This window comes from Stenotrophomonas sp. Marseille-Q5258 (genome assembly GCF_946900935.1).
In the GTDB taxonomy this organism is placed as follows: Bacteria; Pseudomonadota; Gammaproteobacteria; order Xanthomonadales; family Xanthomonadaceae; genus Stenotrophomonas; species Stenotrophomonas nematodicola.
Genome location: NZ_CAMPPN010000012.1, coordinates 1 through 26,375, shown reverse-complemented (window position 1 = coordinate 26,375; position 26,375 = coordinate 1). Strand labels below are relative to the sequence as shown.

At 68.8% G+C, this 26,375-nt stretch carries 22 protein-coding genes; 7 read left to right on the top strand and 15 right to left on the bottom strand.

Going from position 1 to position 26,375, the window contains the following annotated elements:
• Positions 1–47 precede the first annotated feature (47 nt).
• The 5 genes from OC534_RS09600 to radC all read right to left on the bottom strand — a co-directional run bounded on the left by OC534_RS09600 (position 48) and on the right by radC (position 4,802).
• Positions 48–404: a VOC family protein gene (locus tag OC534_RS09600; protein WP_017357045.1), complete on the bottom strand. Its 357-nt coding sequence runs from the start codon at positions 402–404 to the stop codon at positions 48–50.
• A 71-nt stretch (positions 405–475) separates the two neighbouring features.
• Positions 476–1,258: a helix-turn-helix domain-containing protein gene (locus OC534_RS09595; RefSeq protein WP_262071708.1), complete on the bottom strand. Its 783-nt coding sequence runs from the start codon at positions 1,256–1,258 to the stop codon at positions 476–478.
• A 109-nt stretch (positions 1,259–1,367) separates the two neighbouring features.
• Positions 1,368–2,249, bottom strand: a complete 882-nt coding sequence (locus tag OC534_RS09590) for an SPOR domain-containing protein (protein ID WP_262071707.1) — start codon at positions 2,247–2,249, stop codon at positions 1,368–1,370.
• Positions 2,250–2,267: 18 nt separating this feature from the next.
• Positions 2,268–3,956, bottom strand: a complete 1,689-nt coding sequence (gene argS, locus OC534_RS09585; protein WP_017357447.1) for an arginine--tRNA ligase — start codon at positions 3,954–3,956, stop codon at positions 2,268–2,270.
• Positions 3,957–4,103: 147 nt separating this feature from the next.
• Positions 4,104–4,802 (bottom strand): DNA repair protein RadC, encoded by a 699-nt coding sequence (radC, locus tag OC534_RS09580; protein ID WP_037591786.1) that lies wholly within the window; start codon positions 4,800–4,802, stop codon positions 4,104–4,106.
• 342 nt (positions 4,803–5,144) lie between these two features.
• Between radC and coaBC the strand changes: the two genes are divergently transcribed.
• Genes coaBC through OC534_RS09565 form a run of 3 tightly spaced genes read left to right on the top strand, consistent with a single transcriptional unit; the run spans position 5,145 to position 9,229 of the window.
• Positions 5,145–6,401: a bifunctional phosphopantothenoylcysteine decarboxylase/phosphopantothenate--cysteine ligase CoaBC gene (gene coaBC / locus OC534_RS09575; protein ID WP_017357445.1), complete on the top strand. Its 1,257-nt coding sequence runs from the start codon at positions 5,145–5,147 to the stop codon at positions 6,399–6,401.
• Entirely contained in the window at positions 6,398–6,871 is a 474-nt protein-coding gene (dut, locus tag OC534_RS09570; protein ID WP_017357444.1) for a dUTP diphosphatase, read from the top strand. The genes coaBC and dut overlap by 4 nt, the downstream gene beginning before the upstream one ends.
• A 15-nt stretch (positions 6,872–6,886) precedes the next feature.
• On the top strand, positions 6,887–9,229 hold the full coding sequence (locus OC534_RS09565) for a phosphomannomutase/phosphoglucomutase (protein ID WP_153165409.1): 2,343 nt from the start codon (positions 6,887–6,889) through the stop codon (positions 9,227–9,229).
• Positions 9,230–9,287: 58 nt separating this feature from the next.
• On the opposite strand, the gene OC534_RS09560 is transcribed toward OC534_RS09565, so the two are convergent.
• The 8 genes from OC534_RS09560 to pyrE all read right to left on the bottom strand — a co-directional run bounded on the left by OC534_RS09560 (position 9,288) and on the right by pyrE (position 18,856).
• On the bottom strand, positions 9,288–10,007 hold the full coding sequence (locus OC534_RS09560; RefSeq protein WP_262071706.1) for a response regulator transcription factor: 720 nt from the start codon (positions 10,005–10,007) through the stop codon (positions 9,288–9,290).
• Positions 9,988–12,648 carry a sensor histidine kinase KdpD gene (locus tag OC534_RS09555; RefSeq protein WP_136006808.1) on the bottom strand — a complete coding sequence of 887 codons (2,661 nt, stop codon included), beginning with the start codon at positions 12,646–12,648 and terminating at the stop codon, positions 9,988–9,990. The genes OC534_RS09560 and OC534_RS09555 overlap by 20 nt, the downstream gene beginning before the upstream one ends.
• 37 nt (positions 12,649–12,685) lie before the next feature.
• Positions 12,686–13,336 carry a potassium-transporting ATPase subunit KdpC gene (kdpC, locus tag OC534_RS09550; protein ID WP_017355705.1) on the bottom strand — a complete coding sequence of 217 codons (651 nt, stop codon included), beginning with the start codon at positions 13,334–13,336 and terminating at the stop codon, positions 12,686–12,688.
• Positions 13,333–15,384 carry a potassium-transporting ATPase subunit KdpB gene (gene kdpB, locus OC534_RS09545; RefSeq protein WP_017355706.1) on the bottom strand — a complete coding sequence of 684 codons (2,052 nt, stop codon included), beginning with the start codon at positions 15,382–15,384 and terminating at the stop codon, positions 13,333–13,335. The genes kdpC and kdpB overlap by 4 nt, the downstream gene beginning before the upstream one ends.
• An 11-nt stretch (positions 15,385–15,395) precedes the next feature.
• Complete coding sequence (gene kdpA, locus OC534_RS09540; RefSeq protein WP_017355707.1) at positions 15,396–17,114, bottom strand: potassium-transporting ATPase subunit KdpA; 1,719 nt, start codon at positions 17,112–17,114, stop codon at positions 15,396–15,398.
• Between the two features lie 12 nt (positions 17,115–17,126).
• Positions 17,127–17,219: a potassium-transporting ATPase subunit F gene (locus tag OC534_RS09535; RefSeq protein WP_017355708.1), complete on the bottom strand. Its 93-nt coding sequence runs from the start codon at positions 17,217–17,219 to the stop codon at positions 17,127–17,129.
• A gap of 289 nt (positions 17,220–17,508) precedes the next feature.
• Entirely contained in the window at positions 17,509–18,177 is a 669-nt protein-coding gene (locus tag OC534_RS09530; protein ID WP_017355709.1) for a hypothetical protein, read from the bottom strand.
• Positions 18,178–18,196: 19 nt separating this feature from the next.
• Positions 18,197–18,856 carry an orotate phosphoribosyltransferase gene (pyrE, locus tag OC534_RS09525; protein ID WP_017355710.1) on the bottom strand — a complete coding sequence of 220 codons (660 nt, stop codon included), beginning with the start codon at positions 18,854–18,856 and terminating at the stop codon, positions 18,197–18,199.
• A gap of 162 nt (positions 18,857–19,018) precedes the next feature.
• Between pyrE and OC534_RS09520 the strand changes: the two genes are divergently transcribed.
• The 3 genes from OC534_RS09520 (at position 19,019) to OC534_RS09510 (ending at position 21,675) form a co-directional block, all read left to right on the top strand.
• Positions 19,019–19,819: an exodeoxyribonuclease III gene (locus tag OC534_RS09520; protein ID WP_017355711.1), complete on the top strand. Its 801-nt coding sequence runs from the start codon at positions 19,019–19,021 to the stop codon at positions 19,817–19,819.
• Entirely contained in the window at positions 19,816–21,348 is a 1,533-nt protein-coding gene (locus OC534_RS09515; RefSeq protein WP_017355712.1) for an MFS transporter, read from the top strand. Before OC534_RS09520 ends, OC534_RS09515 begins: the two co-directional genes overlap by 4 nt.
• Positions 21,349–21,450: 102 nt before the next feature.
• Entirely contained in the window at positions 21,451–21,675 is a 225-nt protein-coding gene (locus OC534_RS09510) for a hypothetical protein (protein ID WP_017355713.1), read from the top strand.
• A 127-nt stretch (positions 21,676–21,802) separates the two neighbouring features.
• Here the strand turns inward: OC534_RS09510 and OC534_RS09505 are convergent, their stop codons facing one another.
• Together OC534_RS09505 and OC534_RS09500 are read right to left on the bottom strand one after the other, a co-directional pair.
• Positions 21,803–22,927 (bottom strand): anhydro-N-acetylmuramic acid kinase, encoded by a 1,125-nt coding sequence (locus OC534_RS09505; protein ID WP_136006815.1) that lies wholly within the window; start codon positions 22,925–22,927, stop codon positions 21,803–21,805.
• A 96-nt stretch (positions 22,928–23,023) separates the two neighbouring features.
• Positions 23,024–24,487 carry a peptidoglycan DD-metalloendopeptidase family protein gene (locus OC534_RS09500; protein ID WP_262071705.1) on the bottom strand — a complete coding sequence of 488 codons (1,464 nt, stop codon included), beginning with the start codon at positions 24,485–24,487 and terminating at the stop codon, positions 23,024–23,026.
• Positions 24,488–24,655: 168 nt separating this feature from the next.
• Between OC534_RS09500 and tyrS the strand changes: the two genes are divergently transcribed.
• Positions 24,656–25,867, top strand: a complete 1,212-nt coding sequence (gene tyrS, locus OC534_RS09495) for a tyrosine--tRNA ligase (RefSeq protein ID WP_166472516.1) — start codon at positions 24,656–24,658, stop codon at positions 25,865–25,867.
• Positions 25,868–26,375: the final 508 nt, after the last annotated feature.

Below are 26,375 nucleotides of genomic sequence, written 5' to 3'. Positions count from 1 at the left end.
TCCGGGAGAGCCGACCAACGGTCGGCTCTTCCCGTGGCGGGCTGGCGTCATGCTGCCGTCCACACCGCCAGCTCGTAGCCGTCCGGGTCGCGGAAATGGAAGCGTCGCCCGCCGGGGAAGGCGAATACCGGTTTGCTGATGATGGCGCCGGCCGCTTCCAGGCGCTGCTGGGTGGCTGCCAGATCGTCGGCGTACAGAATCACCAGCGGGCCACCGGGCACCACCGGCTCGCCGGTGGTGAAACCACCGCACAGGCGCCCATCGTTGAACTCGGTGTAGGCCGGGCCGTAGTCGGTGAATGTCCAGCCGAATACGGTGCCGTAAAACGCCTTGCTGCGGGCGATATCGCCGACGTTGAATTCGATGTTGTCGATGCGGCGGTCGTTGCCGTGTGTATTGCTCATGGAGGGTCTCGTGGTGAAGGAAGGTCCAGCATCGTCGGTCGCAGCGTAGCGGTATTGAACAAAACGGCCAGTCAGTCACGCCACTGGGCGCAGAGCGCGGCCGCCCCGATCCCGGTCAGGGCGCGTACCTCCCGGCTCAAGTGCGACTGGTCGGCGTAGCCGCCCTCCAGCGCCAGCATCGCCAGTCCATCGCGTGGTCGCGCGCGTGCCAGGGCCAGCAGCCGCTGCAGGCGCAGGATGCGTTCCAGCATCTTCGGCCCATAGCCGAACTGCGCGTGGCACAGACGGCGCAGGCTGCGCGTGCTCAGCTGCAGCGTCGTCGCCAAGGCGGACAGATCCGTGCCACCGCCCCGCACCTGCGCGAATACCGCCGCCGCCGTTGGATGGGGAGCGCGCGCGCTGCGCGGCAGCAGCGCCAGTTCCCGTGCAAACAGGGGCTGGCGGGCGTCGGCGTCGCCGACCGCATTCAACCGCGCCGCCATCCGCCGTGCCCGTACGCCCAGCACGGCATCCAGTTCCACCGCCGTTCCCACGATCTCCGACAACGGCAGCCCCAGCCAGGCACATGCGGCGCCCGGCCGGAAGCGTGCGCCCAGCACCTGCGCACCGGGCGGCAGCTGCGGGTGGGCGGCCACCACATCCGGCCCCACCACGTACAGCCGGCCATCGCGCCACAGCACGTCCACGCAGCCGTCGGGCAGCACCGCCACGTCACCGCCGTGATCCACCGGCAGATCGCTGCGCCACAGTTGGCCGAAGTCGCCCTGCAGCCCGGCCGGCGGCGTCCATTCACGGTAGCGGCCAGTGGCGCCGGCAATGCCGGGAGGGTCAGCAGGGTCAGAAGTAAATGGCATGTGCCGACGATAGCGCAGCGGCGCGTGCGGGCCATCGTTCGCCTCGCACAAAAAGAAACGCCGACCTGCGGCCGGCGTTTCGAATGCTCGTGGGAACACCCGCGCGCGGTTACTGCGCCTTGATCGCCATCGCCTGCAGCCCGGTGCCATCCAGCTTCTGCTTGGCCTCGGCCAACTCGCCGGCGCTGCCATACGGCCCCATGCGCACGCGATAGACGGTTTTGCCGTTGATCTGCGCCGATTCCACGCGTGCCGCCAATCCGATCATCGCCAGCTTGGCCTTCGTCGCCTCGGCATCGCCGGAGGCCCCGAACGCGCCCGCCTGCAGGATGTAGCGCACGTTGCTGTTGGCCGGTTCGGCGGCGGCCGTCGCCGGGGCGGTGGTCGTCGGTTTCGGTGCGGCCGGGGTCGTGCTTGCCACTGGTGCGGGCGCGGTGGCCGGCGCGGTGCTGGCCGCTGGACGCTCGCTGACCGGCGCCGGCAGCGGGGCCGGGCTGGTCGTGGCCGGTGCGGTGGTGGCCACGGCAGCCGCTGCAGGAGACGCCGTCGTGGTCGCCGGCGCAGCTGGCACCGGACGGCCTTCCAGCGCCGCCTGTGCGCGCTGCGCTTCAGCCTTCGCGCGGCGCTGGTCTTCGGCGCGCGCGCTGGCAGCCAGCTCCGCATCGGACATTTCCACTTCCTTGCCGGGCAGCAGGGTGTAGAAGTCGTACTGCGTGGCCGGCGGCTTGGCCGGTTCCGCAGGCTTGGCCGCACCCGGCTTGGGCAGTTCGCTGCCCACGTCGGTCTCGGCATCGCTCACCGGCGCCGGCTGCGCCGCCGGGTTGGGCTGCGGGCCCACCCGCAGGAAGCCGTCGCCGTCGCTCTTGAACAGGTTCGGTGCCGCCAGGAACACCACGGCCGCAATCGCCACACCGGCGACCAGCCACACCCATCCCGGCGTGCCCTGATTGCTGTTGCGTCGTGCCTGGCTCTTGCCGCGTCGTGCTGCCATTTACTGCTTCTCCACTGCTTACATTTTTTCCGGGGCGGAAACGCCCAGGATGTTCAGGCCATTGGCCAGGACCTGGCGCGCGGCGCAGGCCAGCGTCAGCTTGGCATTGCGCTCGGCATCGTCGGCTACCAATACCTGCGTGCCGTGATACCACGTGTGGAACGCGTGCGCCAATTCACGCAGATACTGCGCGATCAAGTGCGGTTCCAGTGCCAGACCGGCCGCTTCCACCACTTCCGCGAAGCGCGACATTTCGATCATCAGCCACAGCGACGCGTCGTCGTTGAGCGTGGTCAGCCCGGCCAGTCCCTCGCTCGCCGTGTAGGCCAGACCCTTTTCCTGCGCCTGGCGCAGCAGGCTGCAGACGCGGGCATGCGCGTACTGCACATAGAACACCGGGTTGTCGTTGCTCTGCTGGCGCGCCAGGTCGATATCGAAGGTCAGCTGCGAATCGGGCTTGCGCGCGATCAGGAACCAGCGGGTCGCGTCGCGCCCGGCTTCCTCGATCAGGTCGCGCAGGGTCAGGTAGCTGCCGGCACGCTTGGACAGTTTCACTTCCTCGCCGCCGCGCATCACCGTCACCATCTGGTGCAGCACGTACTCCGGCCAGCCCTTGGGAATGCCCACGTCCAGCGCCTGCAGGCCCGCGCGCACGCGCGCCAGCGAACCGTGGTGGTCTGCGCCCAGCTCGGTGATCGCGCGCTCGTAGCCGCGCTGCCACTTGCTCAGGTGGTAGGCCACGTCCGGCAGGAAGTAGGTGTAGGTGCCGTCGGACTTGCGCATCACGCGGTCCTTGTCGTCACCGAAGTCGGTGGAGCGAAGCCACAGCGCGCCGCCTTCCTCATACGTGTGTCCGGCGGCATTGAGCCGGGCCACGGTCTCTTCGACCTTGCCATCCTTGTACAGCGAGCTTTCCAGGAAGTAGATGTCGAAATCCACCCCGAACGCGGCCAGGTCCTGGTTCTGCTCGTTGCGCAGGTAGGCCACCGCGAAGCGGCGGATCGCGTCCAGGTTGTCCGGGTCGCGCTCGCCCACCACCGAATGGCCTTCCAGCTCCACCGTGGCGCCGGCCAGATAGGCCTTGGCCACGTCTTCGATGTAGTCGCCGCGGTAGCCCGCTTCCGGCCAGCCGGCGTCATCGGGCTTCAGCCCCTTGGCGCGGGCCTGGGTCGACAGCGCCAGGTTCTCGATCTGCACACCGGCGTCGTTGTAGTAGAACTCGCGCTTGGCGTTCCAGCCGTTCACTTCCAGCAGGCGGGCCAGGCAGTCGCCGATCGCCGCCGCGCGGCCGTGGCCCACATGCAGCGGGCCGGTCGGGTTGGCCGAGACGTATTCCACGCCCACGGTGCGGCCGTTGCCGCTCAGGTTGTGGCCGTAATCGGCCCCTTCCTTCAGCACGCTGGCCGCTTCGCGCTGGTAGGCGCTGGGGGCGAGGTGGAAATTGATGAAGCCCGGGCCGGCGATCTCAACGCGCAGCACATCGGCGCTCTGGGGCAGCGCATCGAGCAGCGCCTGGGCCAGGGCGCGCGGGTTGCTGCGCGCCGGCTTGGCCAGCAGCATCGCGGCATTGGTGGCGAAATCGCCGTGCTCACGGGTCTTCGGGCGTTCCACCACGAATTCCGGGGTCAGGGTATCGGCCGGCAGAGTGCCGTTGGCGCGCAAGGCTTCGATGCCTTGGCTGATCAGGGCGCGGAGGAGATTTTTCACAAGGCCTGCTTTGAGACTGGAGCGGCGGAATCGGTAATTTTAGCCCAGAAGCCGCCCCGATCCATTGAACGGGGACAGAGCAGGGCGGGGAACGTCCCACGCAACCGGTTCGACCGCTTGGCAGGGCGGCCCCGCGCAGCGGTCCGTTCAGCTCCCCCGGCGCCGGCCCGACGTGATCCAGCCGCGCTCGGCCATCGACACCGGCGGCCCGTCCCCCACCACCACATGGTCCAGCAGCCGCACCCCCACCACGCCCAATGCCTGCTGCAGTTCGGCAGTGATGAGCTGGTCGGCCGAGGAGGGCTCGGCATGCCCGGACGGGTGGTTGTGCGCCACGATCACGGCCGCGGCGTTGTGAAGCAGGGCACGGCGGACCACTTCACGGGGGTAGACGGCTGCTGCATCGATGGTGCCGGAGAACAGCTCTTCGTACGCCACCGTCCGGTTGCGCGTGTCCAGGAACAGGACGGCGAACACTTCGTGCGGACGTGAGCGCAGCCGGTGCTGAAAGTAGCGCCCCGCCGACGCCGGGTCGCACAGACTGTCGCCCCGCTCGAGCTGGGCAAGAAGATGGCGGCTCGCCAGCTCAAGCGCGGCGATCAGTCTGCAGGCGCTGGCGGGGCCGAGGGCCGGCAGCTTCTTGAGCGTGTTGGCATCCAGGTCCATCAGGCGCCGCAAGGGGCCGTGTACGTCCAGCAGCAGACGGGCGCTCTCGACCGCGTTCGAGCCCTTCGGGCCCTTGCCGATGAACAGTGCCAGGAGCTCCGAATCCGACAGCGCCGCCGGGCCACGCGTCAGCAGCTTTTCACGGGGCCGATCCTGTTCGAGCCAATCTTTGATTGCCATGTGGGCAGTGTCCGCCCGAACACGGCGGGAGCCCATAAGCGGCGGCCCCGCGCTCGCGTAGGAAATGCCGGCAATCCGCTGCCGCAGCACTGCGTCACTGCCCGTGTACTCGCCCGCTTGGGCCCCGGTCTGTTCCATCCGCAGGCGCGCATCCCGCGCATGGCGTCCTTCATCACCGTGCGCCTTGGCCACGCGCCCCCAGCCAAGGAAGGCCAGCCAGCTGACCACCACGTCAACGTCCTTCCCTCATGACCATAAACACCCCTCTCATGCCCCTGGGGCATGAGCCCCCCACACCCCATCGGGTAAGCTAAACGCCTCAGTTCGACAGGAAATCCGCAGGTGGCTGACTCCCCCCAGGCTTCTCCGGCGTCCGCGCGCCCGCTGCAAGGCCAGAAGCTGTTGTTGTGCGTGGGTGGCGGCATCGCTGCCTACAAGTCGCTTGAGCTGGTGAGACGCCTGCGCGATGCCGGTGCCCTGGTGCAGGTGGCAATGACCGCCGGTGCCCAGCAGTTCGTGACGCCGCTGAGCTTCCAGGCGCTGTCCGGCCAACCCACCCGCACCACGCTGTGGGACAGCGCGGCCGAGCAGGCGATGGGCCACATCGAGCTGGCCCGCTGGGCCGATCGCGTCGTGGTCGCCCCGGCCACCGCCGACCTGCTGGCACGCCTGGCGCACGGCCATGCCGACGATCTGGTCACCACGCTGTGCCTGGCCACCACCGCGCCACTGACGGTGTGCCCGGCGATGAACCACCGGATGTGGCAGCACCCGGCCACCCAGGCCAACATCGGCCTGCTGCGCGAGCGCGGCGCCCAGGTGATCGGCCCGGAAGACGGCCCGCTGGCGGAAGGCGAATCCGGCCCGGGACGGCTGAGCGAAGCGCACGCCATTGTGGCCGCGTTGGCGCAGGTGCAGGCGCCTGCCGCCGCCGATCCGGAAACCGCCGGATTGAAGGGCCTGCGTGTGCTGATCAGCGCCGGCCCGACCTATGAAGATCTGGACCCGGTGCGCTACGTGGGCAACCGCAGCAGCGGCAAGATGGGCTATGCGCTTGCCGCCGCCGCCGCGCGCCTCGGCGCGCAGGTGGTGCTGGTCAGCGGCCCGGTGCACCTGGCCACGCCGCCGGGCGTGCAGCGCGTGGACGTACGCTCGGCCGCGCAGATGCGCGAGGCCGTGCTGGGCGCGCTGCCGGCCGACATCTATATCGGTGCGGCGGCGGTGTCCGATTACACCCCGCGCCAGGTGGCCCCGCAGAAACTGAAGAAGACCGCCGGTACCCAGACGTTGACGCTGGAGCTGGTGCGCACGCCGGACATCCTGGCCGAGGTGGCCGCGCAGACCAATGCACTCAAGCTGGTGGTCGGCTTTGCCGCCGAAACCCACGACGTGGAGAAGTACGCGCGCGGCAAGCTCGTGGACAAGCGCCTGGACCTGGTGATCGCCAACCAGGTGGGCATCAGCAACGGTGGCTTTGAAAGCGATGAAAACGCCGCCACCGCGTACTGGCAGGGTGGGGAGCAGGCGTTCCCCGGTACCTCCAAGGCCCGGCTGGCCGAACAACTGTTGTCCCTGATTGCCCAGAGGTTGCACGCATGACCATCGATTCCACCCTGCAGCCGCTGCAGGTGAAGTTGCTCGACCCGCGCTTCGGCGATACCTGGCCGCTGCCGGCCTACGCCACCGAACACAGCGCCGGCCTGGATCTGCGTGCGGCGCTGGAAACCGAGCTGACCCTGCAACCGGGCGACACGGCGCTGATTCCCAGCGGCATCGCCATCCACATCGCCGATCCGAACCTGGCCGCCGTGGTGCTGCCGCGCTCCGGGCTGGGCCATCGCCACGGCATCGTGCTGGGCAACGGTACCGGGCTGATCGATGCCGATTACCAGGGCCCGCTGCTGATCAGCGCCTGGAACCGGGGGCGCGAACCCTTCACCCTGCAGCCGGGCGATCGCATCGCGCAGCTGGTGGTGCTGCCGATTGCACGCGTGGGCCTGCAGGTAGTGGATACTTTCAGCGACAGCGCCAGGGGAACGGGTGGATTCGGCCATACCGGGGTGCGCTGACAGGGGAAAGCATCCATGAGCAAGGCGAAGGCGGAAGGACAGTCACCGTTGGCGATCGGACGCTCGGCACCGTTGCTGGCCGGTGCGCTGGTGCTGCTGGCGATCTGGTTCGGCTACAGCGGTGTGCGGCAGTGGCGGCAGGCCTCGGTGGGCCAGACGCTGGAGGCATCGCGCGATGCCGTGGTGCAGGGCCTGCAGGCAGCACTGACCTCGCAGGCGGCGCAGCTGCAGAAGGTGCTCAAGAGCGAGCGCGTGGGTGCGGCCCTGGCCAGCGGCGATGCCGAGGCCAGCGCCGTGGCCATCCGCGAAGGCTGGCCGGGCGTGGAAGAGGTGCAGGTGCTGGACGCCGGCCTGGATGCGGCCTACGCCGACCCGAAGGCCTTTGGCTACTCGCGCCTGGCGCTGCTTGAAGCGGCCCTTGCCGACGATGATGGCAAGACCGTGCTGCGCGTGGTGCGCGATGCCGGCGGCCAGCGGCTGGGCCTGGCCAGCAGGGTCACGCTGGGCCAGCAGACGCCGGCGGTGGTGTACGTGCGCCAGCCGCTGCTGCGCCTGACCAGCGCCTTCGATGCCGTGCAGGTGCCGTCGGCCGGCTACCTGGCGCTGCGCCAGGGCACCTTCAACGTGATCGAGCAGGGCGCCAGCGAGATGGCGGGCGGTGCCGAAGCGTTGGCACGGCCGATCGGCGCAAGCGGGTTCCGCCTGGCCGCCGCCGTGCCGGATGTGGAGCCGGGCCCGATGGGCCTGGGCCCGATCCCGAGCGGGGTGGTGGCGCTGCTGTTGCTGGCGATGGCCGGCCTGCTGCTGCTCGGCAAGGGCAAGGTGCAGCTGCCGCGACGCCGCGTTGCCGGCACCGATGAGCAGGGCGAGGGCCCCACGCTGCGCGAGAGCCTGGAACAGGCGCCGCTCGTCCCGGCTGCCGGCAGCGGAACGCCGCCGCCGCCGGTGCCGCAGGTACCGGCCGAGGACATTGCCGCGGAGATCTTCCGCGCCTACGACATCCGTGGCGTGGTCGGCCGCGACCTGACACCGAAGGTGGCGGCGCTGATCGGCCAGGCGATCGGCTCGGTGCTGCAGGTACAGGGGCTGCGCGAGATCGTGGTCGGCCGCGATGGCCGTCTGTCCGGACCGGATCTGACCGCCGGGCTGATCGAAGGCCTGCGCCGCGCCGGTTGCGATGTCATCGACATCGGCCTGGCGCCCACGCCGGTGGTGTATTTCGCCAGCTACCACCTGCGCGCCGGCAGCTGCGTGGCGGTTACCGGCAGCCACAACCCGCCGGACTACAACGGGTTCAAGATCGTGGTGGGCGGCGAAACGCTGTCCGGCGATGCGATCACCGAGCTGTACCAGCGCATCCGCGAGGGCCAGCTGCATGTTGCCGCCGAGCCGGGCAGTTTCCAGACCCGCGAGGTCAATGCCGACTATATCCAGCGCATCGCCGACGATGTGCAGCTGGACCGCCCGCTCAAAGTCGTGGCCGATGCCGGCAACGGTGTGGCCGGTGAGCTGGCCCAGCCGCTGCTGGAGGCGATCGGTGCCGACGTCATTCCCCTGTACTGCGATGTGGATGGCACCTTCCCGAATCATCACCCTGATCCGAGCGACCCGCGCAATCTGGATGACCTGATCCAGACCGTGAAGCGGTTTGACGCGGACATCGGCCTGGCCTTCGATGGCGATGGCGACCGCCTGGGCGTGGTCACCCGTGAAGGAAAGATCATCTACGCAGATCGCCTGCTGATGCTGTTCGCCGCCGATGTGCTGATGCGCAACCCGGGTGCGCTGGTGATCTACGACGTGAAGTGCAGCGGCAAGCTGTCCGACTACGTGCTGCGCAATGGCGGCAGCCCGCTGATGTGGAAGACCGGCCATTCGCTGATGAAGGCCAAGATGCGCGAGACCGACGCCGAACTGGCCGGCGAGATGAGCGGGCACTTCTTCTTCAAGGAACGCTGGTTCGGCTTCGATGACGGCCTGTATGCGGCCGCGCGTCTGCTGGAAATCCTGGCCCAGCGCGATGAGTCGCCGTCGGAGGTATTCGAGGAACTGCCCGACAGCGTGTCCACGCCGGAACTGAAGGTGCCGGTCGAATCGGGCACGCCGCATGCGCTGGTGTCGCTGTTCGTATCGGCCGCGCAGGGGGAGGAGTCGCCGTTCATCGGTGCGCGCCTGTCCACCATCGATGGCCTGCGCGCAGACTTCCCGGACGGGTGGGGCCTGGTGCGCGCATCCAACACCACGCCGGTGCTGGTGCTGCGTTTCGAGGCCGACGACGAGGCGGCGCTGGAGCGGATCAAGGCCTTGTTCCGCGCCCAGCTGCAGCCGCTGCTGCCGGGTGTGGAGCTGGGTTTCTAGACGGTGTACCGGCCAGCGGTCGGTACCTGCCGGGTGATGCCCGACCTGTGGTTGGCCATCACCCTTTGAACCGCAGACCCACGCCCGGTTCGGTAAACAGATAGCGCGAGTCCAGTGCGGAATCGCCCAGCTTGTGGCGCAGCTTGCCGACCAGAATGCGCAGGTAGTGCGTGTCGTGCTGGTGGGTGGGTCCCCAGATCTCCGCCAGGATCTGGGGCTGGGTCACCACGCGTCCGGCATTGCGCAGCAGCAGCGACAGCAGCGCGTATTCCTTGCGCGTCAGCGCCACCGGCACGCGGTCCAGGTGCACCTCCCGGCGCGCCAGGTCGATGTGCAGGTGCCCGTCGTCGAAATGCGGGAGGGCGCCGTCGCCGGATACCGTGCGCGAACGCAGCAGTGCCCGCACGCGGGCCATCAGCTCCTGGGTGCCGAACGGCTTGGTCACGTAGTCATTGGCGCCGTTGTCCAGCGCCCGCACCTTCTCCGCCTCACCGGCGCGCACGGTCAGCATGATCACCGGCACCTGGCTCCACTGGCGCAGCTCGGCCAGCACCTCGTGGCCTTCCATGTCCGGCAGGCCGATGTCCAGGATCACCAGGTCGCTGCCGCCGGTGGCCAGCAACGCCAGCCCATCCTGGCCGGTCGCGGCCTGCTGGACCACATACCCTTGAGCGCGCAGGCTGATGTCGAGGAAGCGGCGGATCTGCGCTTCGTCGTCGATCACCAGCACACGTGCGGGCGGCACGCCGGAAGAGGGGTCAGGAGTCGTCGTTGTCATCGGCAGGGTGAGGTTGCAGCAGCGGCAGCGTGATGCGGATCAGGGTACCGCGTCCATCGCGCCCCGGCAGCGCCTGCACGCTCCCACCATGCGCGCCGATCATGCCCTGGCAGATGGTCAGGCCCAGCCCGGTGCCGTGGCGCCCCCGGTCGCCGCGTTCCACGCTGTAGAACATGTCGAAGATGCGCGCGCGTTCCTCGTCGGGAATGCCCGGGCCGGCATCGAGCACATCGATGCGCAGCTCGCCCTCCACCAGCCGTGCCTGCACCTCCACCGCCGCACCGGGCGGGGAGAACTTGGCCGCGTTTTCCATCACGTTGAACACCGCCTGCTCAACCAGCGCCGGATGTACCCAGATCGGCGCGAGCGTGGCGGGAATGTCCAGTTTCAGCTGCACCTCGGGCTGGTAGCGCTGCAGGCGGCGTGCGGCCGAGCCGACCAGTTCATCCACGCCGATCCAGTCGCGATTGATCTTCAGGCCATCGTGGCCGAGCCGGGTCATGTCCAGCAGGTTCTGGATGTACCGGTCCAGCCGCTCGCCTTCGATCAGGATGGTGTCCAGCAGCGCGCGGCGGTCGGTGGCGTCCATCGCGTCGGCATAGCTGGAGAGACTGTCGGCCGAGCCGATCATCGCGGCCAGTGGCGAGCGCAGGTCGTGGGATACCGACGACAGCAGCGCCGAGCGCAGGCGCTCGGTCTCGTTGCTGACATGCGCGGTTTCCAGGTCGGCCACCAGCTGCGTGCGCAGCGCGGCCTGGGCGATGTCGTCCACCATCGCCGCCGCCAGTTGGCGTTGCTCGGGCGCCAGCCGCGCGGTGGTGCGCGGAAAGCGCATGCCGGCCACGCCAATCGCGCGGTCCTCGCCATCCAGCAGCGGCAGGAACCACCACTCCGCGCCGGCCAGGGTATTGGTGAAGCGGCCGCTGGGCTGTCCGTGGCGGAAAGCCCAGTCCGCGGCGGCCAGGTCGGTGTCACCGGGCGCGGCGCTGCCACTGGTGCTGGTGTCCTGGCCGATGCGCAGCCACGCCGGCGCATCCAGGGCCTGCTCCAGCGCTTCCCGGCCGGCCTGGGCAACCTGCTCGTTGCTCGGTGCGCGGGTCAGCTCGCGTCCCAGCGCCTGCCGCGCATGGGCATGCCGGTTGGCCGCGCGCAACGCCACGACCTGCATGCGCAGGCGCGAGGCCAGGCGGCCGGCGACCAGCGCGGCGGCAAGGAACAGGAAGACGGTGATCACGCCCTGTCGCGCGCTGATGGCGAACGTGAAGCGCGGGGCGATGAAGAAGAAGTTGTACGCCAGGAAACACAGCGCCGCGGCGATCACTGCTGCACTGGTGCGGCTGCGCGCGGCCACCATCACCACCGCCACGATGAACACCATCGACAGGTCATACAGGCCCACCCAGCGCTCGGCGAACAGCGCCACCAGGCACGCCAGCGTGGTGGCGCCCACCGCCAGCAGCATGTCCTGGCCGGCGCTGCGGTTGGCGATGGCCAGCCCGGAGCGGCGTGCGCGGGCACGGGCCTGCGGCGTGCCGATGATGGTGATCTCGTAATGCGCGCCGCGCTGGATCAACTGCTGGGTGAGGGTGCGGTTGAGCATCCGTGCCACCGGCCGCTCGCGGGTGCGGCCCAGCACCAGAGTGGACACGCTGTTGTGCGCGGCATGGTCGAGCAGCGCATCGGCAATGCTGTTGCCGTGCAGCAGCTCGGCCTCGCCTCCCAGCCGGCGCGCGAGCGCGAACGCGGCATCGATTTCGCGCCGCGTCTCCTCATCCTGGCGGCGGCCCTGTACGGTCACCACCGTCCAGGGCGCATCGCGGCGCTCGGCGATGCGTCGCCCGACCCGCACCAGGTACTCGCTCTGGCCGCCGCCATCGATTGCCACCAGCACGCGGCGACGCAGCGGCAGGTTGCCTTCGCCGCGCGCGGCGCGGGTCTCGCGCAGGCTGCTGTCGACCCGGTCGGCCGCCTCCTGCATGGCCAGCTCGCGCAATGCGGTCAGGTTGGCCGGAGAGAAGAAAGCCTGCAGTGCCTGCGCCGCCTGTTCGGGCACGTACACCTTGCCCTGCTGCAGGCGCTCGATCAGCTCGCGCGGCGGCAGGTCCACCAGCACGATGTCATGCAGGCGGTCCAGCACCGCATCGGGAACGGTCTCGCCGACCCGCACGCCGGTGATGCGCATGACCACGTCGTTGAGGCTTTCCAGATGCTGGATGTTGACCGTGGTCCAGACGTCGATGCCCGCTTCCAGCAGTTCCATCACGTCCTGCCAGCGCCGTTCGTGGCGGCTGCCCGGCGCGTTGCGGTGGGCAAGCTCGTCCACCAGCACCAGCGCCGGACGGCGCGCGAGGATCGCATCCAGGTCCATCTCCAGCAGCGCGACGTGCTGGTATTCGCACTGCCTCAGCGGCACCTGCGGCAGCCCGTCCAGCAGCGCCGAGGTCTCGGCGCGCCCGTGGGTTTCCACCAGCCCGATCACCACGTCCACGCCGCGACGCAACTGTTCGTGCGCGCGGCTGAGCATGCTGAACGTCTTGCCCACGCCGGGCGCGGCACCCAGGAACACGGTGAGTTTGCCGCCGGCTTCGCGTTGCAGGCCTTCGACCAGGGCATCGGCCTGGCGGGTACGGGAGTCGCTCATGGGTGGCGATTGTGCGCCTGCAACGGTACGCAGCGCATCAAGGCGTGCCGCGCGGCGGCTGCGCATCCAGCGCTGCGTTCAAGGTCATCACGTTGACCCGCGGCTGCCCGAACACGCCCCACTGCGGGCCTTGGGTATGGGCCTTCACCAGCGCCTGCACCTGGTCGAGGGGCAGGCCGCGGCTGCGTGCCACGCGTGCCACCTGTACGGCGGCAGCCGCCGGCGACAGCTCCGGGTCCATGCCCGCGCCGGACTGGGTCACCAGATCGCCTGGCACCTGGGCCACGGTGATGCCTTCGCGCAGGGCGACCGCCTGGGTCGCCTCGTGCACGCGTTCCTCCAGGGCCGGGTTGCTGCGCGCCAGGTTGCTGCCCGCGGCGGCCATCGGGTCGTAATTGGCTGCCGAGGGGCGCGCCTGGAAGTAGCCGTCGCCCACGAACGGCTGGGCGATCAGCTGCGAGCCGCGCACCTGGCCATCGCGAAGCAGCAGGCTGCCATCGGCCTGCGCCGGGAACAGCAGCCGGCTGGCGCTGGTGGCGGCCACCGCGTAGGCCAGCCCGAGCAGCAGCAGGCTGCCCAGGCCCAGCACGATCGCCGGACGCCACGCGCCGTCCTGCTGCAGGGTGGAGGTGGCGGTCGCGCGGGACGGCGACGCGGGAGAGAGGGACGAAGCGAGCGAGCGGTTCATACGCCGAATACCGAGACGAGGAGGAGGTCGATCAACTTGATGGCCGCGAACGGCAGCAGCACGCCGCCCAGCCCATACACCAGCATGTTCCGGCGCAGCAGCGTGGTCGCCGTGGCCGGGCGGAAGCGCACGCCGCGCAGGGCCAGCGGAATCAGCGCGGGGATCACCAGCGCGTTGAAGATCAGCGCCGCCAGCACCGCGTTGCGCGGGCTGGACAGGTGCATCACGTTCAACGTGGCCATTGCCGGCAGCGTTGCGGCGAACAGCGCCGGCAGGATCGCGAAGTACTTGGACACATCGTTGGCCAGCGAGAAGGTGGTCAGCGCGCCGCGCGTGATCAGCTGCTGCTTGCCCACTTCCACCACCGCCAGCAGCTTGGCCGGGTCCGAATCCAGGTCGACCATGTTGCCGGCCTCTTTGGCGGCCTGCGTGCCCGAGTTCATCGCCAGGCCGATGTCGGCCTGGGCCAGCGCGGGGGCGTCGTTGGTGCCATCGCCGACCATCGCCACCAGCCGTCCGCCGGCCTGCTCGGCACGGATGCGCGCCAGCTTGTCCTCGGGGCGGGCCTCGGCGATGTAGTCGTCGACGCCGGCTTCGGCCGCAATCGCTGCGGCGGTGAGCGGGTTGTCACCGGTGATCATCACCGTGCGGATGCCCATCGCACGCAGTTGGGCGAATTTTTCGCGCATGCCGTGCTTGACCACGTCCGACAGCTCGATCACGCCCAGCACGTGCCGCCCTTCGCACACCACCAGCGGGGTGGCGCCGTTGCGCGCCACCTGTTCCACGCGTCCGGGCAGTTCAGCCGGCACCGTGCCGCCAAGCTCGCGCACGTAGGCGGTGATCGCATCGGCAGCGCCCTTGCGGATACGCCGGCCGCCGTCCAGGTCCACGCCGGACATGCGGGTCTGCGCGGTGAAGGCCAGGTACTGCGCCTGGGCCGGCTCGGCCGTGGTGCAGCCCTGTTCGCGTGCCAGGCGCACGACCGATTTGCCTTCCGGGGTCGGGTCGGCCAGCGAGGACAGCAACGCGGCCTCGCGCAGTTGGGGCGCATCGATGCCGGCCAGCGCATGGAAGTGGGTGGCCTGGCGGTCGCCGTGGGTGATGGTGCCGGTCTTGTCCAGCAGCAGCACGTCCACGTCACCGGCCACTTCGACCGCCTTGCCCGACTTGGCCAGCACATTGGCCGCCAGCGCACGGTTCATGCCGGCGATGCCGATGGCCGGCAGCAGCCCGCCGATGGTGGTGGGGATCAGGCACACCAGCAGCGCGATCAGCAGCAGCGGGTCGACCTTCACGCCAACGAACGCACCGATCGCCGGCAGGGTCGCCACCACCACCAGGAACGTCAGCGTCATCGCCGCCAGCAGCAGGGTCAGCGCGATCTCGTTGGGGGTCTTCTGGCGGTTGGCGCCTTCGACCAGCGCGATCATGCGGTCCAGGAAGCTGTGGCCGGGCTCGGCGGTGATGCGCACCACGATCTGGTCGGACAGCACCTTGGTGCCGCCGATCACGCCGCTGCGGTCGGTGCCGGCCTCGCGCAGCACCGGCGCCGATTCGCCGGTCACGGCCGCTTCGTTGATGGTGGCCAGCCCCTGCACGATCTCGCCATCGGCCGGCACCAGTTCACCAGAGCTGACGATCACATGGTCGCCGGGACGCAGCTCGGCGGCCGGCACATGCGTTTCGGCCGCACCGGCATGCGCGGCGGCCAGGCGCCGCGCGGTCAGGTCCTGGCGGGCACGGCGCAGCGATGCGGCCTGGCCACGGCCGCGCGCCTCGGCGACGGCCTCGGCGAAGTTGCCGAACAGCACGGTCAGCAGCAGGATGCCGGTGACCGCCAGGCCGAAGCCCAGCGGCGCGTTGCCGGTCAGGGTCACCAGCAGGCTGACCACGGTGCCGACCATCACCACGGCCATCACCGGGCTGTGCAGCAGGTGCCGGGGCGAGAGCTTGATGACCGCATCGCGCAGGGCGCGCCGCCAGCCGGCGCCGTCGAGCAGGCGCGGGTGGCGGTGGGTGGAAGCATTCAACGGATAGGTACTCATGGGGTCATGTCTCAGTGCAGCGTCAGCGACAGGTGGTCGGCCACCGGGCCAAGGACCAGCGCCGGCATGAACTGCAGTACGGTCAGGATGGCGATCAGCGCGATCAGGGTCAGCGCGAACGTCGGGGTTTCGATCTGCAACGTGCCGGCCGATTCGGGAGCACGGCGCTTGGCGGCCAGCTGCGCGGCCACGATCAGCGGAATCACCAGCACCGGGTAGCGGCCCAGCAGCAGCACCAGCGTGCAGCTCAGGTTCCACCACACCGTCGCATCGCCCAGCCCCTCGAAGCCCGAACCGTTGTTGGCATATGCCGAGGTGTACTCATAGAACACCTGGCTGATGCCGTGGAAGCCTGGATTGGAGGTGCCGGTGATCGAAGGGATCGCCAGCGTCACCGCGGTCAGGGTCAGCAGCGTGATCGGCTGCAGCAGCACCAGCAGGGCGAGCAGGCGGATCTGCGGCGTTTCCAGCTTGCGTCCGAACAGTTCCGGGGTGCGCCCGGTCATCAGGCCGGCCAGGAACACGCCCAGCAGCAGGTACACCAGGAACTGCTGCAGGCCGCAGCCGATGCCGCCCCAGATGGCGCTGATCAGCATGTTGACCATCGGCACGGCGCCGGCCAGCGGGCTGAGCGAGTCGTGCATGCCGTTGACCGAGCCGTTGGAGACCTGGGTGGTCACTGCGGCCCACAAGGCGGTTCCATCAGCGCCGAAGCGCACTTCTTTGCCTTCCATCAGCAGCGGGCTGGCGGCGGTCGCCGAATGGCCTTCCAGCCACACCGTGGCCGCCACCGACAGGCTGGACATCGCCAGCATGCAACCGAACACCAGCCCGGCCAGGCGCCGGCGCCCGGTGAACGCGCCCAGCATGAAAATCACGCTGATCGGGATCAGCAGGATGCCGATCAGTTCGAGCGCATTGGACAGCGGGGTCGGGTTTTCATACGGCATGCTGCTGTTGGGACCATACCAGCCACCGCCATTGGCACCGAGCTGTTTGGCCGCAACCATCGCCGCGACCGGGCCCAGCGGCAGCTTCTGCGAGTCCATGCCCGACGCTGCATCGATCGGCGTGGCCTGTGGGCCGCCGGCCAGCGTGGACGGTACGCCCTGGCTGGTCAGCAGCACCGCCCAAAGCAGGCACAGCGGCAGCATGAAGCGCACGCATGCACGCACCACGTCGGCGTAGTAGTTGCCCACGTCCACGCGGCGGTCGCCACTGAGCTGGGCCGCCTGTTGCGCATCCACCTCGTCCGGGCGGGCGCCGAACAGCGCACGCAGGGTGGCCACCGCCAGGGCCAGCCCCATCATCGGGGTCACTACCTGCAGGCCGGTGATCGCGGTCATCTGCGCGAAGTAGGACAGCTGCGCCTGGCCCGAATAGTGCTGCTGGTTGGTGTTGGTCAGGAACGACACCATCGTGTGCAGCGCCGTGTCCCAGCGCATGTTGGGAATCTGGTCGGGATTGAACGGCAGCCAGGCCTGGGTCATGAACACGGTCTGCACCAGCGCGGCGATGACCACGTTGCTCAGCAGGAACGCGCCCACGTACCCGCGCCAGGACATGCCGCGCGCGGGGTTCACCCCGAGCAGCCGGTACAGCGGTTTCTCCACCCACGCGAATACGGCGTCGCCGCGCATCGGCGCGCCACGCATCACCCGGGCCAGGTACAGCCCGAGCGGGAAGGCCAGCGCGATGCTGGCCAGCAGGATCAACAGGATCTCGGTCATGATCGGCTCCGGTCAGAACGCTTCGGGCCGAAGCACGACATACAGCAGGTAGGCGGCGGCGACGAGCACCAGCACGCCGCACACCAGGGAAAGCCAGGCAGGCATGGTCGTGGCCTCAGAGGGGGGAAAGGGAGGGCGCGGTGCGGGGTGCACCGGCAGCACGCGCACGCGATCGGCGCCGGTCGGCGCTCGCGGCGGGGAATACAATCGGATACAGGCTCATGGGACGTCCAGGTGGAACCACTCCACGTCAGGCGAGCATGGTGGTCCTCCAAGGCGTAAACGCTCCACGCCCCCCAGGCGGGCAGCGCGTAAAGAGTGCATAAAAAAAGGGCGGATGCCGTCGCATCCGCCCCTTTTGTCCTGGCCTCAGCGCCGGGCGCGACCCGGTCGCCTACCCGCGAGGATCGCTCGCCGCACCCTTCAACAACCGGTACCGCTGCAGCGTTTCCTCGATCTCCGCATCCAGCGCGATGCGCTGCTGTTCGAACGAGGCCTGCATTCGCTTCTGCGCCAGCAGTTCGGTGTGGCGCTGGCGGATCTCCGCGGCCTGCTTGTCGGCCACCGGCGATCCGGCCAGCTCGCGGTTGCCCGCCGTCGACAGCAGCGTCACCAGCGCATCGCGCAGGCTGGCCACGTTGTAGTGGGCGGTCTGGATGTTGTTGTCCAGGATGCCGGTGCGTTCGACGAACACCCGGCGCAGGTCCGCCTCGTTCTCATACGTGGACAGCATCGCCTGCTCGGTGCGCTGGCGGGTCTGCTCGGCGGCCAGGTCCAGCCGGCGCTGGGCGGCCTCCACCGCGGCGCCGGCGCGTTCCTCTTCGGTCATCGCGCGCTGCACCTCACCGCGACGCAGGCCGCTGTTGACGCTGAACTCCTCGCGTGCGGCGTTCACCGCGTCCTGGGGCAGCGCATCGCTGCAGATCCGCTCGTTGCCCTGGTTCCAGCAGAACAGCTTCTTCGGCTTGACGGACACATCGCTGCGCGCCTTCTGGGCCTGCGCCCACGACGCTGGCAATGCCAGCAGCAGGCCGGTCACGACAATGGCGGAAACCCTGGACATGGTGGACAGCCCCCTGCTGTCAGCGCGTAGGACGGCTGCCGTAGCGGGACCGATAGTCCTCCAGCGGCTGCCTGTAGCCGACAAGTTCCGGATTTCCGGAGGCAAAATCAAGCAGGTCTGCCAGCGTGGCCACGGCCACTACCGGAATGCCGGCTTCCTCGGCCACGGCCTGGGCGGCCGATCGCTGGTCGGTCTCCGACGCGATCTCCTGGCGGTCCAGCGCCACCACGATCCCGGCCGGGGTGCCGCCGGCGCCCTTGATGATGGCCAGGGCCTCGCGGATCGCGGTACCGGCAGTGATCACGTCATCGACGATCAGCACGCGCTTGCCGTTCATGTCCGCGCCGATCAGGTTGCCGCCCTCGCCGTGGGCCTTGGCTTCCTTGCGGTTGAAGCTCAGCGGGAGGTCGCGCCCGCGCTGGGCGAACTCGCAGGCGGTCGCGGTGGCCAGCGGGATGCCCTTGTAGGCCGGCCCGAAGACCACGTCGAATTTCAGCCCGGTGGCTTCCACCGCGTCGGCATAGCAGGCCGCCAGCTGGACCATGCGGGCGCCGGAATCGAAACGGCCGGCGTTGAAGAAGTAGGGGCTCAGGCGGCCGGACTTCAGGGTGAACTGGCCGAAGCGCAGGGCATCGGCGGTCAGGGCAAGTTGCAGAAAACGGTGGCGATGGTCGCTCATCTAGACTCTATTCAATTCATTTGGAGCGCAAATCCTAATGCATGGGCGGCAATTCAGGCTCGCGGCAGACGGTCGCGGGGCCTGCAGCGGCCGGATCCGGCCAGCCGGGCCGGGGGTCAACCCGGTATGCTTTGCCGGTTACCGCTCCAGACCCGGGTCAGCATGCGCATCATCAGCTTCAACGCCAACGGCATCCGTTCCGCTGCCACCAAGGGCTTCCTCGACTGGTTCCGCGCCCAGGACGCCGACGTGCTGTGCATCCAGGAGACCAAGGCCCAGGAAGACCAGCTGACCGACCCGATGTTCCGCCCGGACGGCCACCACTGTTTCTACCGCGACGCCATCACCAAGAAGGGCTACAGCGGCGTGGCCATCTACAGCAGGCGCGAGCCCGACCAGGTGATCACCTCGCTGGGCTGGGCGCCGTTTGACGATGAAGGCCGCTACATCGAGGCCCGCTATGGCAACCTCAGCGTGGTCTCGTTCTATATCCCCTCCGGCAGCTCGGGCGACCTGCGCCAAGGCTTCAAGTTCGAGGTGATGGAGTGGCTGCGCCCGATCCTGGCCGAATGGCTGGCCAGCGGCCGCGACTACGTCCTGTGCGGCGACTGGAACATCGTGCGCTCGGCGCTGGACATCAAGAACTGGAAGTCCAACCAGAAGAACTCCGGCTGCCTGCCGCCCGAGCGCGACTGGCTCAACGGCCAGTGCGTGGACGCCGGCCAGGCGCTGGACATCGCCGCCGGCCAGGGCTGGACCGATGCCTACCGCCTGCTCCACCCCGACGGCGAGGACTACACCTGGTGGAGCAACCGCGGCGCGGCCCGCGCCAACAACGTGGGTTGGCGTATCGACTACCAGTTCGTCAGCCCCGGCCTGCGCGAGCGCCTGCGCAGCTGCTCGATCTACCGCGATGAGCGCTTCTCCGACCATGCCCCGTTCACGGTGGACTACGCCCCATGAATGAAGCGGCGGCGGTGTCGGTGCCGCATACCCCCCTGCAGCGGGCACGACGCCTGTTCGTGATCCTGCTGCTGGGCTTCGCCTCCGGCTTGCCGCTGGCGCTGACCGGCGGGGCCATGCAGGCCTGGCTGACCGTGGACGGGCTGGACCTGGTCACGCTCGGTTTCCTGTCCCTGATCGGCATCCCGTACACCTTCAAGTTCCTGTGGGCGCCGCTGATCGACCGTTTCGACATCCCGCTGCTGGGCCGTCGCCGCGGCTGGATCGTCCTGCTGCTGTTCGCGCTGGCCGCCGCTCTGGTGTTGATGAGCAGTCTGTCGCCGTCGCGCAACCTGCCCCTGTTCGCCGGGGTCGCGGTACTGGTGGCCTGCCTGTCGGCCACCCTGGACGTGGTGATCGACGCCTACCGCACCGACCTGCTGGAACCGGCCGAACGCGGCCTGGGCGGCTCGTTCACCGTGCTGGGCTACCGCCTGGCGATGGTCCTGTCCGGTGGCATCACCCTGATCTGGGCCGAGCAGTGGCAGAGTTGGCCGCAGGTGTACCGGGTGATGGCGGGGCTGGCGGTCGGGGTAGGGGTGCTGGCCCTGCTGCTGATGCCGCGCCTGCCCGCGCGCTTCACCGCGCCGGTGTCCCGTGCCGGTGGCGAGCTGCGCGGGTTCGTGGCCCTGGTGGCCGGTGTCGCGGTCGGCGCGTGGGTGGTGCACTACCTGCTGGTGCTGGTCGGCCTGGACCCGGACAGCAGCGACCGCTGGACCCGGCTCACCTTCGTGGTCAGCCAGATCGCCGGCGCAATGACCGTCGGCCTCGGCGTGACCCGCTGGATTCCCTTCCAGACCCTCAACGCCTCGCTGCGCAGCTATTTCGGCATGCGCGGGGCCGGTGCGTTCCTCGCGCTGGTGGTGCTGTACAAGATCGGTGATGCATTCGCCCTCAGCCTGTCCACGCCGTTCCTGCTGAAGGGCATGGGCTTCAGCCAGGCCGAAGTGGGCCTGGCCAACAAGACCATCGGTCTGTTGATGACCATCGTGGGCGCCATCGTGGGCGGCTTCTTCCTGTTGCGCCTGCGCTTGTCGCAGGCCCTGCTGGGCTTTGGCGTACTGCAGCTGGTGTCCAACCTGGGCTTCTACGCGCTGGCCCGCGAAGGTGCCGGGGCATGGGGCTCGGTCACCGTCCCGGCCTTCAACCTGCTGATCGTGCACCTTGAGCACGCCACGCTGATGGACAGCCTGCTGCTGTTTGCCCTCAGCCTGGACAACTTCGCGGGCGGCATGGGCACGGCAGCCTTCGTGGCCCTGCTCAGCGGGTTGTGCGGCACGCGCTTCTCGGCCACCCACTACGCGCTGCTGTCGGCGTTCGCCACGCTGGGGCGGGTGTTCGTGGGGCCGTTCGCTGGCGTGCTGGCCGATGCCTATGGCTGGCAGACCTTCTTCCTGGTCTCGGTGCTGGTCGGCGTTCCCGGCCTGCTGATGGCCTGGTGGCTGCGCCGGGAAGTGGATGCCACCACCCAGACCGCCGCCACCGGCTGACCGCCGGCGGGGGCCGGCCGCCCCGGTTTGCCACCCGCAGTGTGCTGTTGGATGATGGGGACTGTTGTGCCGTGGGGGCGGTGCTTGCCGACGGGGAGAACAATGGTCGATCTGCTGCTGCGGGATCTGGACCCGCTGTTGAACGAGCGTATCCGGCGCGTCGCCGTGGCGCGCGGCTGGACCCGTGAACACACCTGCATGGTGCTGCTCGAACAGGGCCTGTTCACCAGCGAACTGGACGTCCGCAGCGGCTTCCACGACCCCGAAGTGAATGCCCTCGCAGACGCCATCGCCGCCCTCCAGGCCCTCCCCGACGCCCCCCCGTAGAGCCGGGCTCTGCCCGGCTGCGCGCCGCGCCATGCCGCCGGCTGTTCTCCGCACCACGCCCCCGTAGAGCCGGGCTCTGCCCGGCTGCTCCAGGCGCAATACCCACCTGCCAACCCGAAACCCGGCACTACGCCGGATGGATCGCACCCAGTATCCGCGGCCCGCGTGCGCCGCTTACGCTCGGCAGATTGCCCGGCAGGCCGTCCAGCGTCCGCTGCGCCAGCCACGCAAACCCCATCGCCTCCAGGTAATCCGGGTCCAGCCCATGCACCGCGCTGGATTCGATGACCACGCCCGGCAGGCGCGCCCCCAGTCGCCGCAGCAGCGCCGGATTGCGCACGCCGCCCCCGCACACCAGCAGCCGCGCCGCGCCCGGCAGGTGGGCCAGCAGCGCGTCGGCCACGGTGGCGGCGGTCAGCTCCAGCAGCGTGGCCTGTACATCGGCCGGTGACCGGGCCTCCCCGTCCATCGCCGCCTCGGCCCAGGCCAGGTGGAACTGCTCGCGTCCGGTGCTCTTCGGCGGCGGCAGCGCGAACCAGGGATCGGCCCGCCAGTGCGCCAGCAAGGGTTCGTCCACCTGCCCGCTGGCCGCGAACGCACCATCGGCATCGAACGGCACCCCGCGATGGCGCTGGCACCACGCATCCATCAGCGCGTTGGCGGGCCCGGTATCGAAGCCGCGCGGAACGCCCTCACGGGGAATCAGGGTCAGGTTGGCGATGCCACCCAGGTTGAGGATCGCCCGGTCTTCGCCGGTGGTGCCGAGCATCGCCAGGTGGAACGCCGGCATCAGCGGCGCGCCATGCCCGCCGGCGGCCACGTCGCGGCGGCGGAAATCGGCCACCGTGGTGATCCCGGTCAGCTCGGCGATGCGGTTGGCATCGCCCAGCTGCCAGGTGAAGGCGGGATCGCCCAGCGGGCGGTGGCGCACCGTCTGGCCGTGCGAGCCGATCGCACGGACCTGCGCGCGCTGTACCCCGCTGGCGAGCAGCAGGGCATTGGCGGCGGCGGCGAACTGGATGCCGACCTCGGCGTCGATCCGCCCCAGCGCATCCAGCGAGGTGATGTCGCCGCCTTCGCCCAACGCGATCAGGTCGGCACGCAGCGTCGGGTCCCAGGGATGGGTATGCCCGTGCACAAAGCGGCAGCCGCCCTCGGCGGGAAACTGCACCAGCGCGGCATCGATGCCATCGGCGCTGGTGCCGGACATCAGGCCCAGGTAAAGCGGAGTATGCGGATCGACAGCAGTCATGGCAGGCGCTTGAACGGAGTGCGGCCAGCTTCCGCGCAAGCAGCGGCCGTCGTCAATGCGCGCGTGGTCGCGCGCATCGAACCGGCGGCGCGACGGTCAACCGCGGCTGGGCTTGGCTGGTTTGGCCGCGCTGGCGGTGGCCGTCGCGGCCTTGTCCGCCACCGGTGCCGGCGACGCGTCGGCGTAGATCAGCTTCTCCATGCCCTGGATGCGGGCCAGCGCCGGCGCGGTCTGCGCGCGGAACGCGGCCAACTCGCTGCCCTGCAGCGGCTCCGGCGGCGGCATCGTCACCGACAGCGGATTGCGATGCACGCCGTTGACGCGGAATTCGTAGTGCAGGTGCGGGCCGGTGGCCCGGCCGGTCGAGCCGACATAGCCGATCACCGTGCCCTGCGCCACGCGCTGGCCGGTCTTGATCGCACCGAAGCGCGACATGTGCCCGTACAGCGTGGTGTGGCCGCGGCCGTGGTCCAGGATCACCACATTGCCGTAGCCGCGCTGCGTGCCGGCGAACTGCACGCGGGCATCGCCGGCGGCCATGATCGGCGTGCCGGTGCGCGCGGCGTAGTCCACGCCCTTGTGCATGCGCATCTTGCCCAGCACCGGGTGCTTGCGCGCGCCAAAACTGGAGCTCAGCCGCGCGAACGGGATCGGCATGCGGATGAAGCTCTTCTTCAGCGGCCGGCCGCTGGCATCGAAATACTCGGACTTGCCGTTGCGGTCGAAGCGGAACCCGCTGTAGGTCTTGCCACCCGAGGTGAAGGTCGCCGCCAGGATCTTGCTGGTGTCCACCTTCTCGCCCTCGCGCCAGGTCTCATCCAGCACCACGCTGAAGCGGTCGCCCGGCTGCAGGTCCTTGGAGAAGTCGATGTCGTACTTGAAGATCTCGTCGGTCATCGTGGCGATCGCCGACGGCGACAGCCCGGCCTTGCGCGCCGCGGCGTACAGCGAACTGGTGATTTCCCCGCTGGCGACCACGCGCCGGGTCGAGGACTCGCGCTTGATCACCTTCTCGGTGATCTGGTTGTCCTTCAATGACAGTTCGACGCGGTTGTCGGCATCGCGGTCGAAGCGGATCGTGCGCAGGTCGCCGGACAGGGGCAGGTCGAAGGCGATCTCCGCGCCGGGACGCAGCTTGGTCAGGGCCTGCCGCGCGCCAGGATGCTCCAGCACCTGGTGCATCACCGTGGCCGGGATGCCGGCCTCGTCGAACAGGTTGCTGAGGGTCTGGCCGCGCTGCACGCGCAGCACCTGCCAGCTGTCGCCCGGCGTCTGCAGGCGGCGTTCCTGCGAGAGCGGCGGCAACGGCAGGGCCAGCGTGGCATGGCCCTCGGAGTAGGGGGATTCGATGGTGTGCGAGAAGCCGGGGACGATGGTGGCCACCAGCGCGCCAATGGTGGCGAACAGACTGGCATGCATCCAGTGGCGGCGGGTCCAGCGCTGGTTGAAGGCTGCGGGCAGATGCTGCTTGAGCTTCCGATGGAGGGCGGTGTCGTGAAGGACGTGAAGGCGTTCCTTGAAGCGCTGCTTGCGCGCGCGGCCTTGATCGGAGTTCAGCATCGTGGGTCTGTTCCTGGCTGGCCCGGGAGCGCGGGCCCAAACGTCGGTAACATAGACAGGTATAAATAGTGCGTCAAACCCTTGTGCCTATTGGCTTTTGTGAAGCGCTTGCGGTTAACTTGTAATTAACGTCATTCATGTAAATAAGGCATTGCCGGGAGTTGTCACGTGTCCTCGATTGAAGAAGCCATTGCCCTGATCGGTCGCGGCGCCGATGAGATCCTCAAGTCCGAGGAGCTGCGTCAGCGTCTGGAAAGCGGCCGTCCCCTGCGGATCAAGGCCGGCTTCGACCCCACCGCGCCGGATCTGCACCTGGGCCACACCGTGCTGTTGAACAAGCTGCGCCAGTTCCAGGACCTTGGCCACCAGGTCATCTTCCTGATCGGCGACTTCACCGGCATGATCGGCGACCCCTCCGGCAAGAACGTCACGCGCAAGCCGCTCAGCAAGGACGACGTGCTGGCCAATGCACGTACCTATGAGGACCAGGTCTTCAAGGTACTGGACCGCGACAGGACCGAAGTCCGCTTCAACTCGGAGTGGTTCGGCAAGATGGGCGCGGCGGACATGATCCGCCTGGCCGGCCAGCACACCGTGGCCCGCATGCTCGAGCGCGACGACTTCGCCAAGCGCTACGCCGCCCAGCAGTCGATCGCCCTGCATGAATTCCTGTACCCGCTGGTGCAGGGCTACGACTCGGTGGCCCTGGAGGCCGACGTCGAACTGGGCGGCACCGACCAGAAGTTCAACCTGCTGATGGGCCGGGGCCTGCAGGAGCACTACGGCCAGAAGCCGCAGATCGTCTTGACCATGCCGCTGCTGGAAGGCCTGGACGGCGTGGCCAAGATGTCCAAGTCGCTCAACAACTACATTGGTATCAGTGAACCGGCCATCGACATCGTCACCAAGACCATGAAGATCGGTGACGACCTCATGTGGCGCTGGATCGAGCTGCTCTCCTTCGATATCAGCGAAGCCGAGGCCAGGAACCTGCGTGCGCAGGTCGAGGCGGGCGGTTTGAACCCGCGCGAGGTGAAGCTGCGTCTCGCCCGGGAGCTGACCACCCGCTTCCATGACGCGGCCGCTGCCGACCAGGCCATCGCCGGCTGGAACGCGGCCGTGACCGGGCAGGGCGATGTGACCCTGCTGCCGCTGCAGGAAGTGACGATTCCGGCCGAAGGCCTGCGGATCGGTGCACTGCTGACCGCCGCCGGGCTCACCCCGAGCAACTCCGAGGCGTCCCGCAAGCTCAAGGAGCGGGCGGTGAAGGTGGATGGCGAGGTCGTGGACGACGCCCAGACGCTGTTCGCGCCCGGTTTTGAAGGCCTGCTGCAGGTCGGCAAGCGCACGTTCGCGCGCGTTCTGCTCGTCGCGGCCTAAGCGTCACAAGGCGTTTCCGGCCGCGGTGACGCGGCCGGACCTGAATCGGAAGAAGAAGACGTCAAAAAAAGTGACGATCCCCCTTCACAAATGCCGCCGATAGGGACATACTTTCCCTCCCCCGACGCAGGGGCCACCGCAAGGCGGCAACCGCACCGGAACAGGACGGCAACCACTTCGAAAGAAGGTGTTGACGGAAACGAAAAGCCTGACATAATAGGCGGCTCGCTTCGACGAAAAGACCTCCGGGTCGCACGGCGAAGCAGCATCGGCAACAACGTCCACTTCGGTGAGGCGGCCTTGAAAAAAGGTGTTGACGAGGCGGAAAAGCCGGCTATAATGGGCGGCTCGCAACGACGGAAACGTCGGGGCACACGGAGGAAGGCGCTGAGGCCGACTCCAAGGTTCTTTGACAGTATGCGCAGGTATCTTGTGAAGGCGCCTGCAGGAAGGATGATTTGTCCATCTTGCAGACGTTTGATCAAGCAACATATCAATTGTTTTAAAG

Coding starts and splice junctions, on each gene's coding strand:
- kdpA (WP_017355707.1), bottom strand. CDS start 17,114: ATGACCGAGATCCTGTTGATCCTGCTGGCCAGCATCGCGCTGGCCTTC.
- OC534_RS09565 (WP_153165409.1), top strand. CDS start 6,887: ATGAGCAAGGCGAAGGCGGAAGGACAGTCACCGTTGGCGATCGGACGC.
- OC534_RS09520 (WP_017355711.1), top strand. CDS start 19,019: ATGCGCATCATCAGCTTCAACGCCAACGGCATCCGTTCCGCTGCCACC.
- OC534_RS09510 (WP_017355713.1), top strand. CDS start 21,451: ATGGTCGATCTGCTGCTGCGGGATCTGGACCCGCTGTTGAACGAGCGT.
- OC534_RS09590 (WP_262071707.1), bottom strand. CDS start 2,249: ATGGCAGCACGACGCGGCAAGAGCCAGGCACGACGCAACAGCAATCAG.
- kdpC (WP_017355705.1), bottom strand. CDS start 13,336: ATGAACCGCTCGCTCGCTTCGTCCCTCTCTCCCGCGTCGCCGTCCCGC.
- pyrE (WP_017355710.1), bottom strand. CDS start 18,856: ATGAGCGACCATCGCCACCGTTTTCTGCAACTTGCCCTGACCGCCGAT.
- OC534_RS09560 (WP_262071706.1), bottom strand. CDS start 10,007: ATGACAACGACGACTCCTGACCCCTCTTCCGGCGTGCCGCCCGCACGT.
- OC534_RS09595 (WP_262071708.1), bottom strand. CDS start 1,258: ATGCCATTTACTTCTGACCCTGCTGACCCTCCCGGCATTGCCGGCGCC.
- kdpB (WP_017355706.1), bottom strand. CDS start 15,384: ATGAGTACCTATCCGTTGAATGCTTCCACCCACCGCCACCCGCGCCTG.
- OC534_RS09600 (WP_017357045.1), bottom strand. CDS start 404: ATGAGCAATACACACGGCAACGACCGCCGCATCGACAACATCGAATTC.
- OC534_RS09500 (WP_262071705.1), bottom strand. CDS start 24,487: ATGCTGAACTCCGATCAAGGCCGCGCGCGCAAGCAGCGCTTCAAGGAA.
- OC534_RS09530 (WP_017355709.1), bottom strand. CDS start 18,177: ATGTCCAGGGTTTCCGCCATTGTCGTGACCGGCCTGCTGCTGGCATTG.
- OC534_RS09535 (WP_017355708.1), bottom strand. CDS start 17,219: ATGCCTGCCTGGCTTTCCCTGGTGTGCGGCGTGCTGGTGCTCGTCGCC.
- dut (WP_017357444.1), top strand. CDS start 6,398: ATGACCATCGATTCCACCCTGCAGCCGCTGCAGGTGAAGTTGCTCGAC.
- radC (WP_037591786.1), bottom strand. CDS start 4,802: ATGGCAATCAAAGATTGGCTCGAACAGGATCGGCCCCGTGAAAAGCTG.
- OC534_RS09505 (WP_136006815.1), bottom strand. CDS start 22,927: ATGACTGCTGTCGATCCGCATACTCCGCTTTACCTGGGCCTGATGTCC.
- OC534_RS09555 (WP_136006808.1), bottom strand. CDS start 12,648: ATGAGCGACTCCCGTACCCGCCAGGCCGATGCCCTGGTCGAAGGCCTG.
- OC534_RS09515 (WP_017355712.1), top strand. CDS start 19,816: ATGAATGAAGCGGCGGCGGTGTCGGTGCCGCATACCCCCCTGCAGCGG.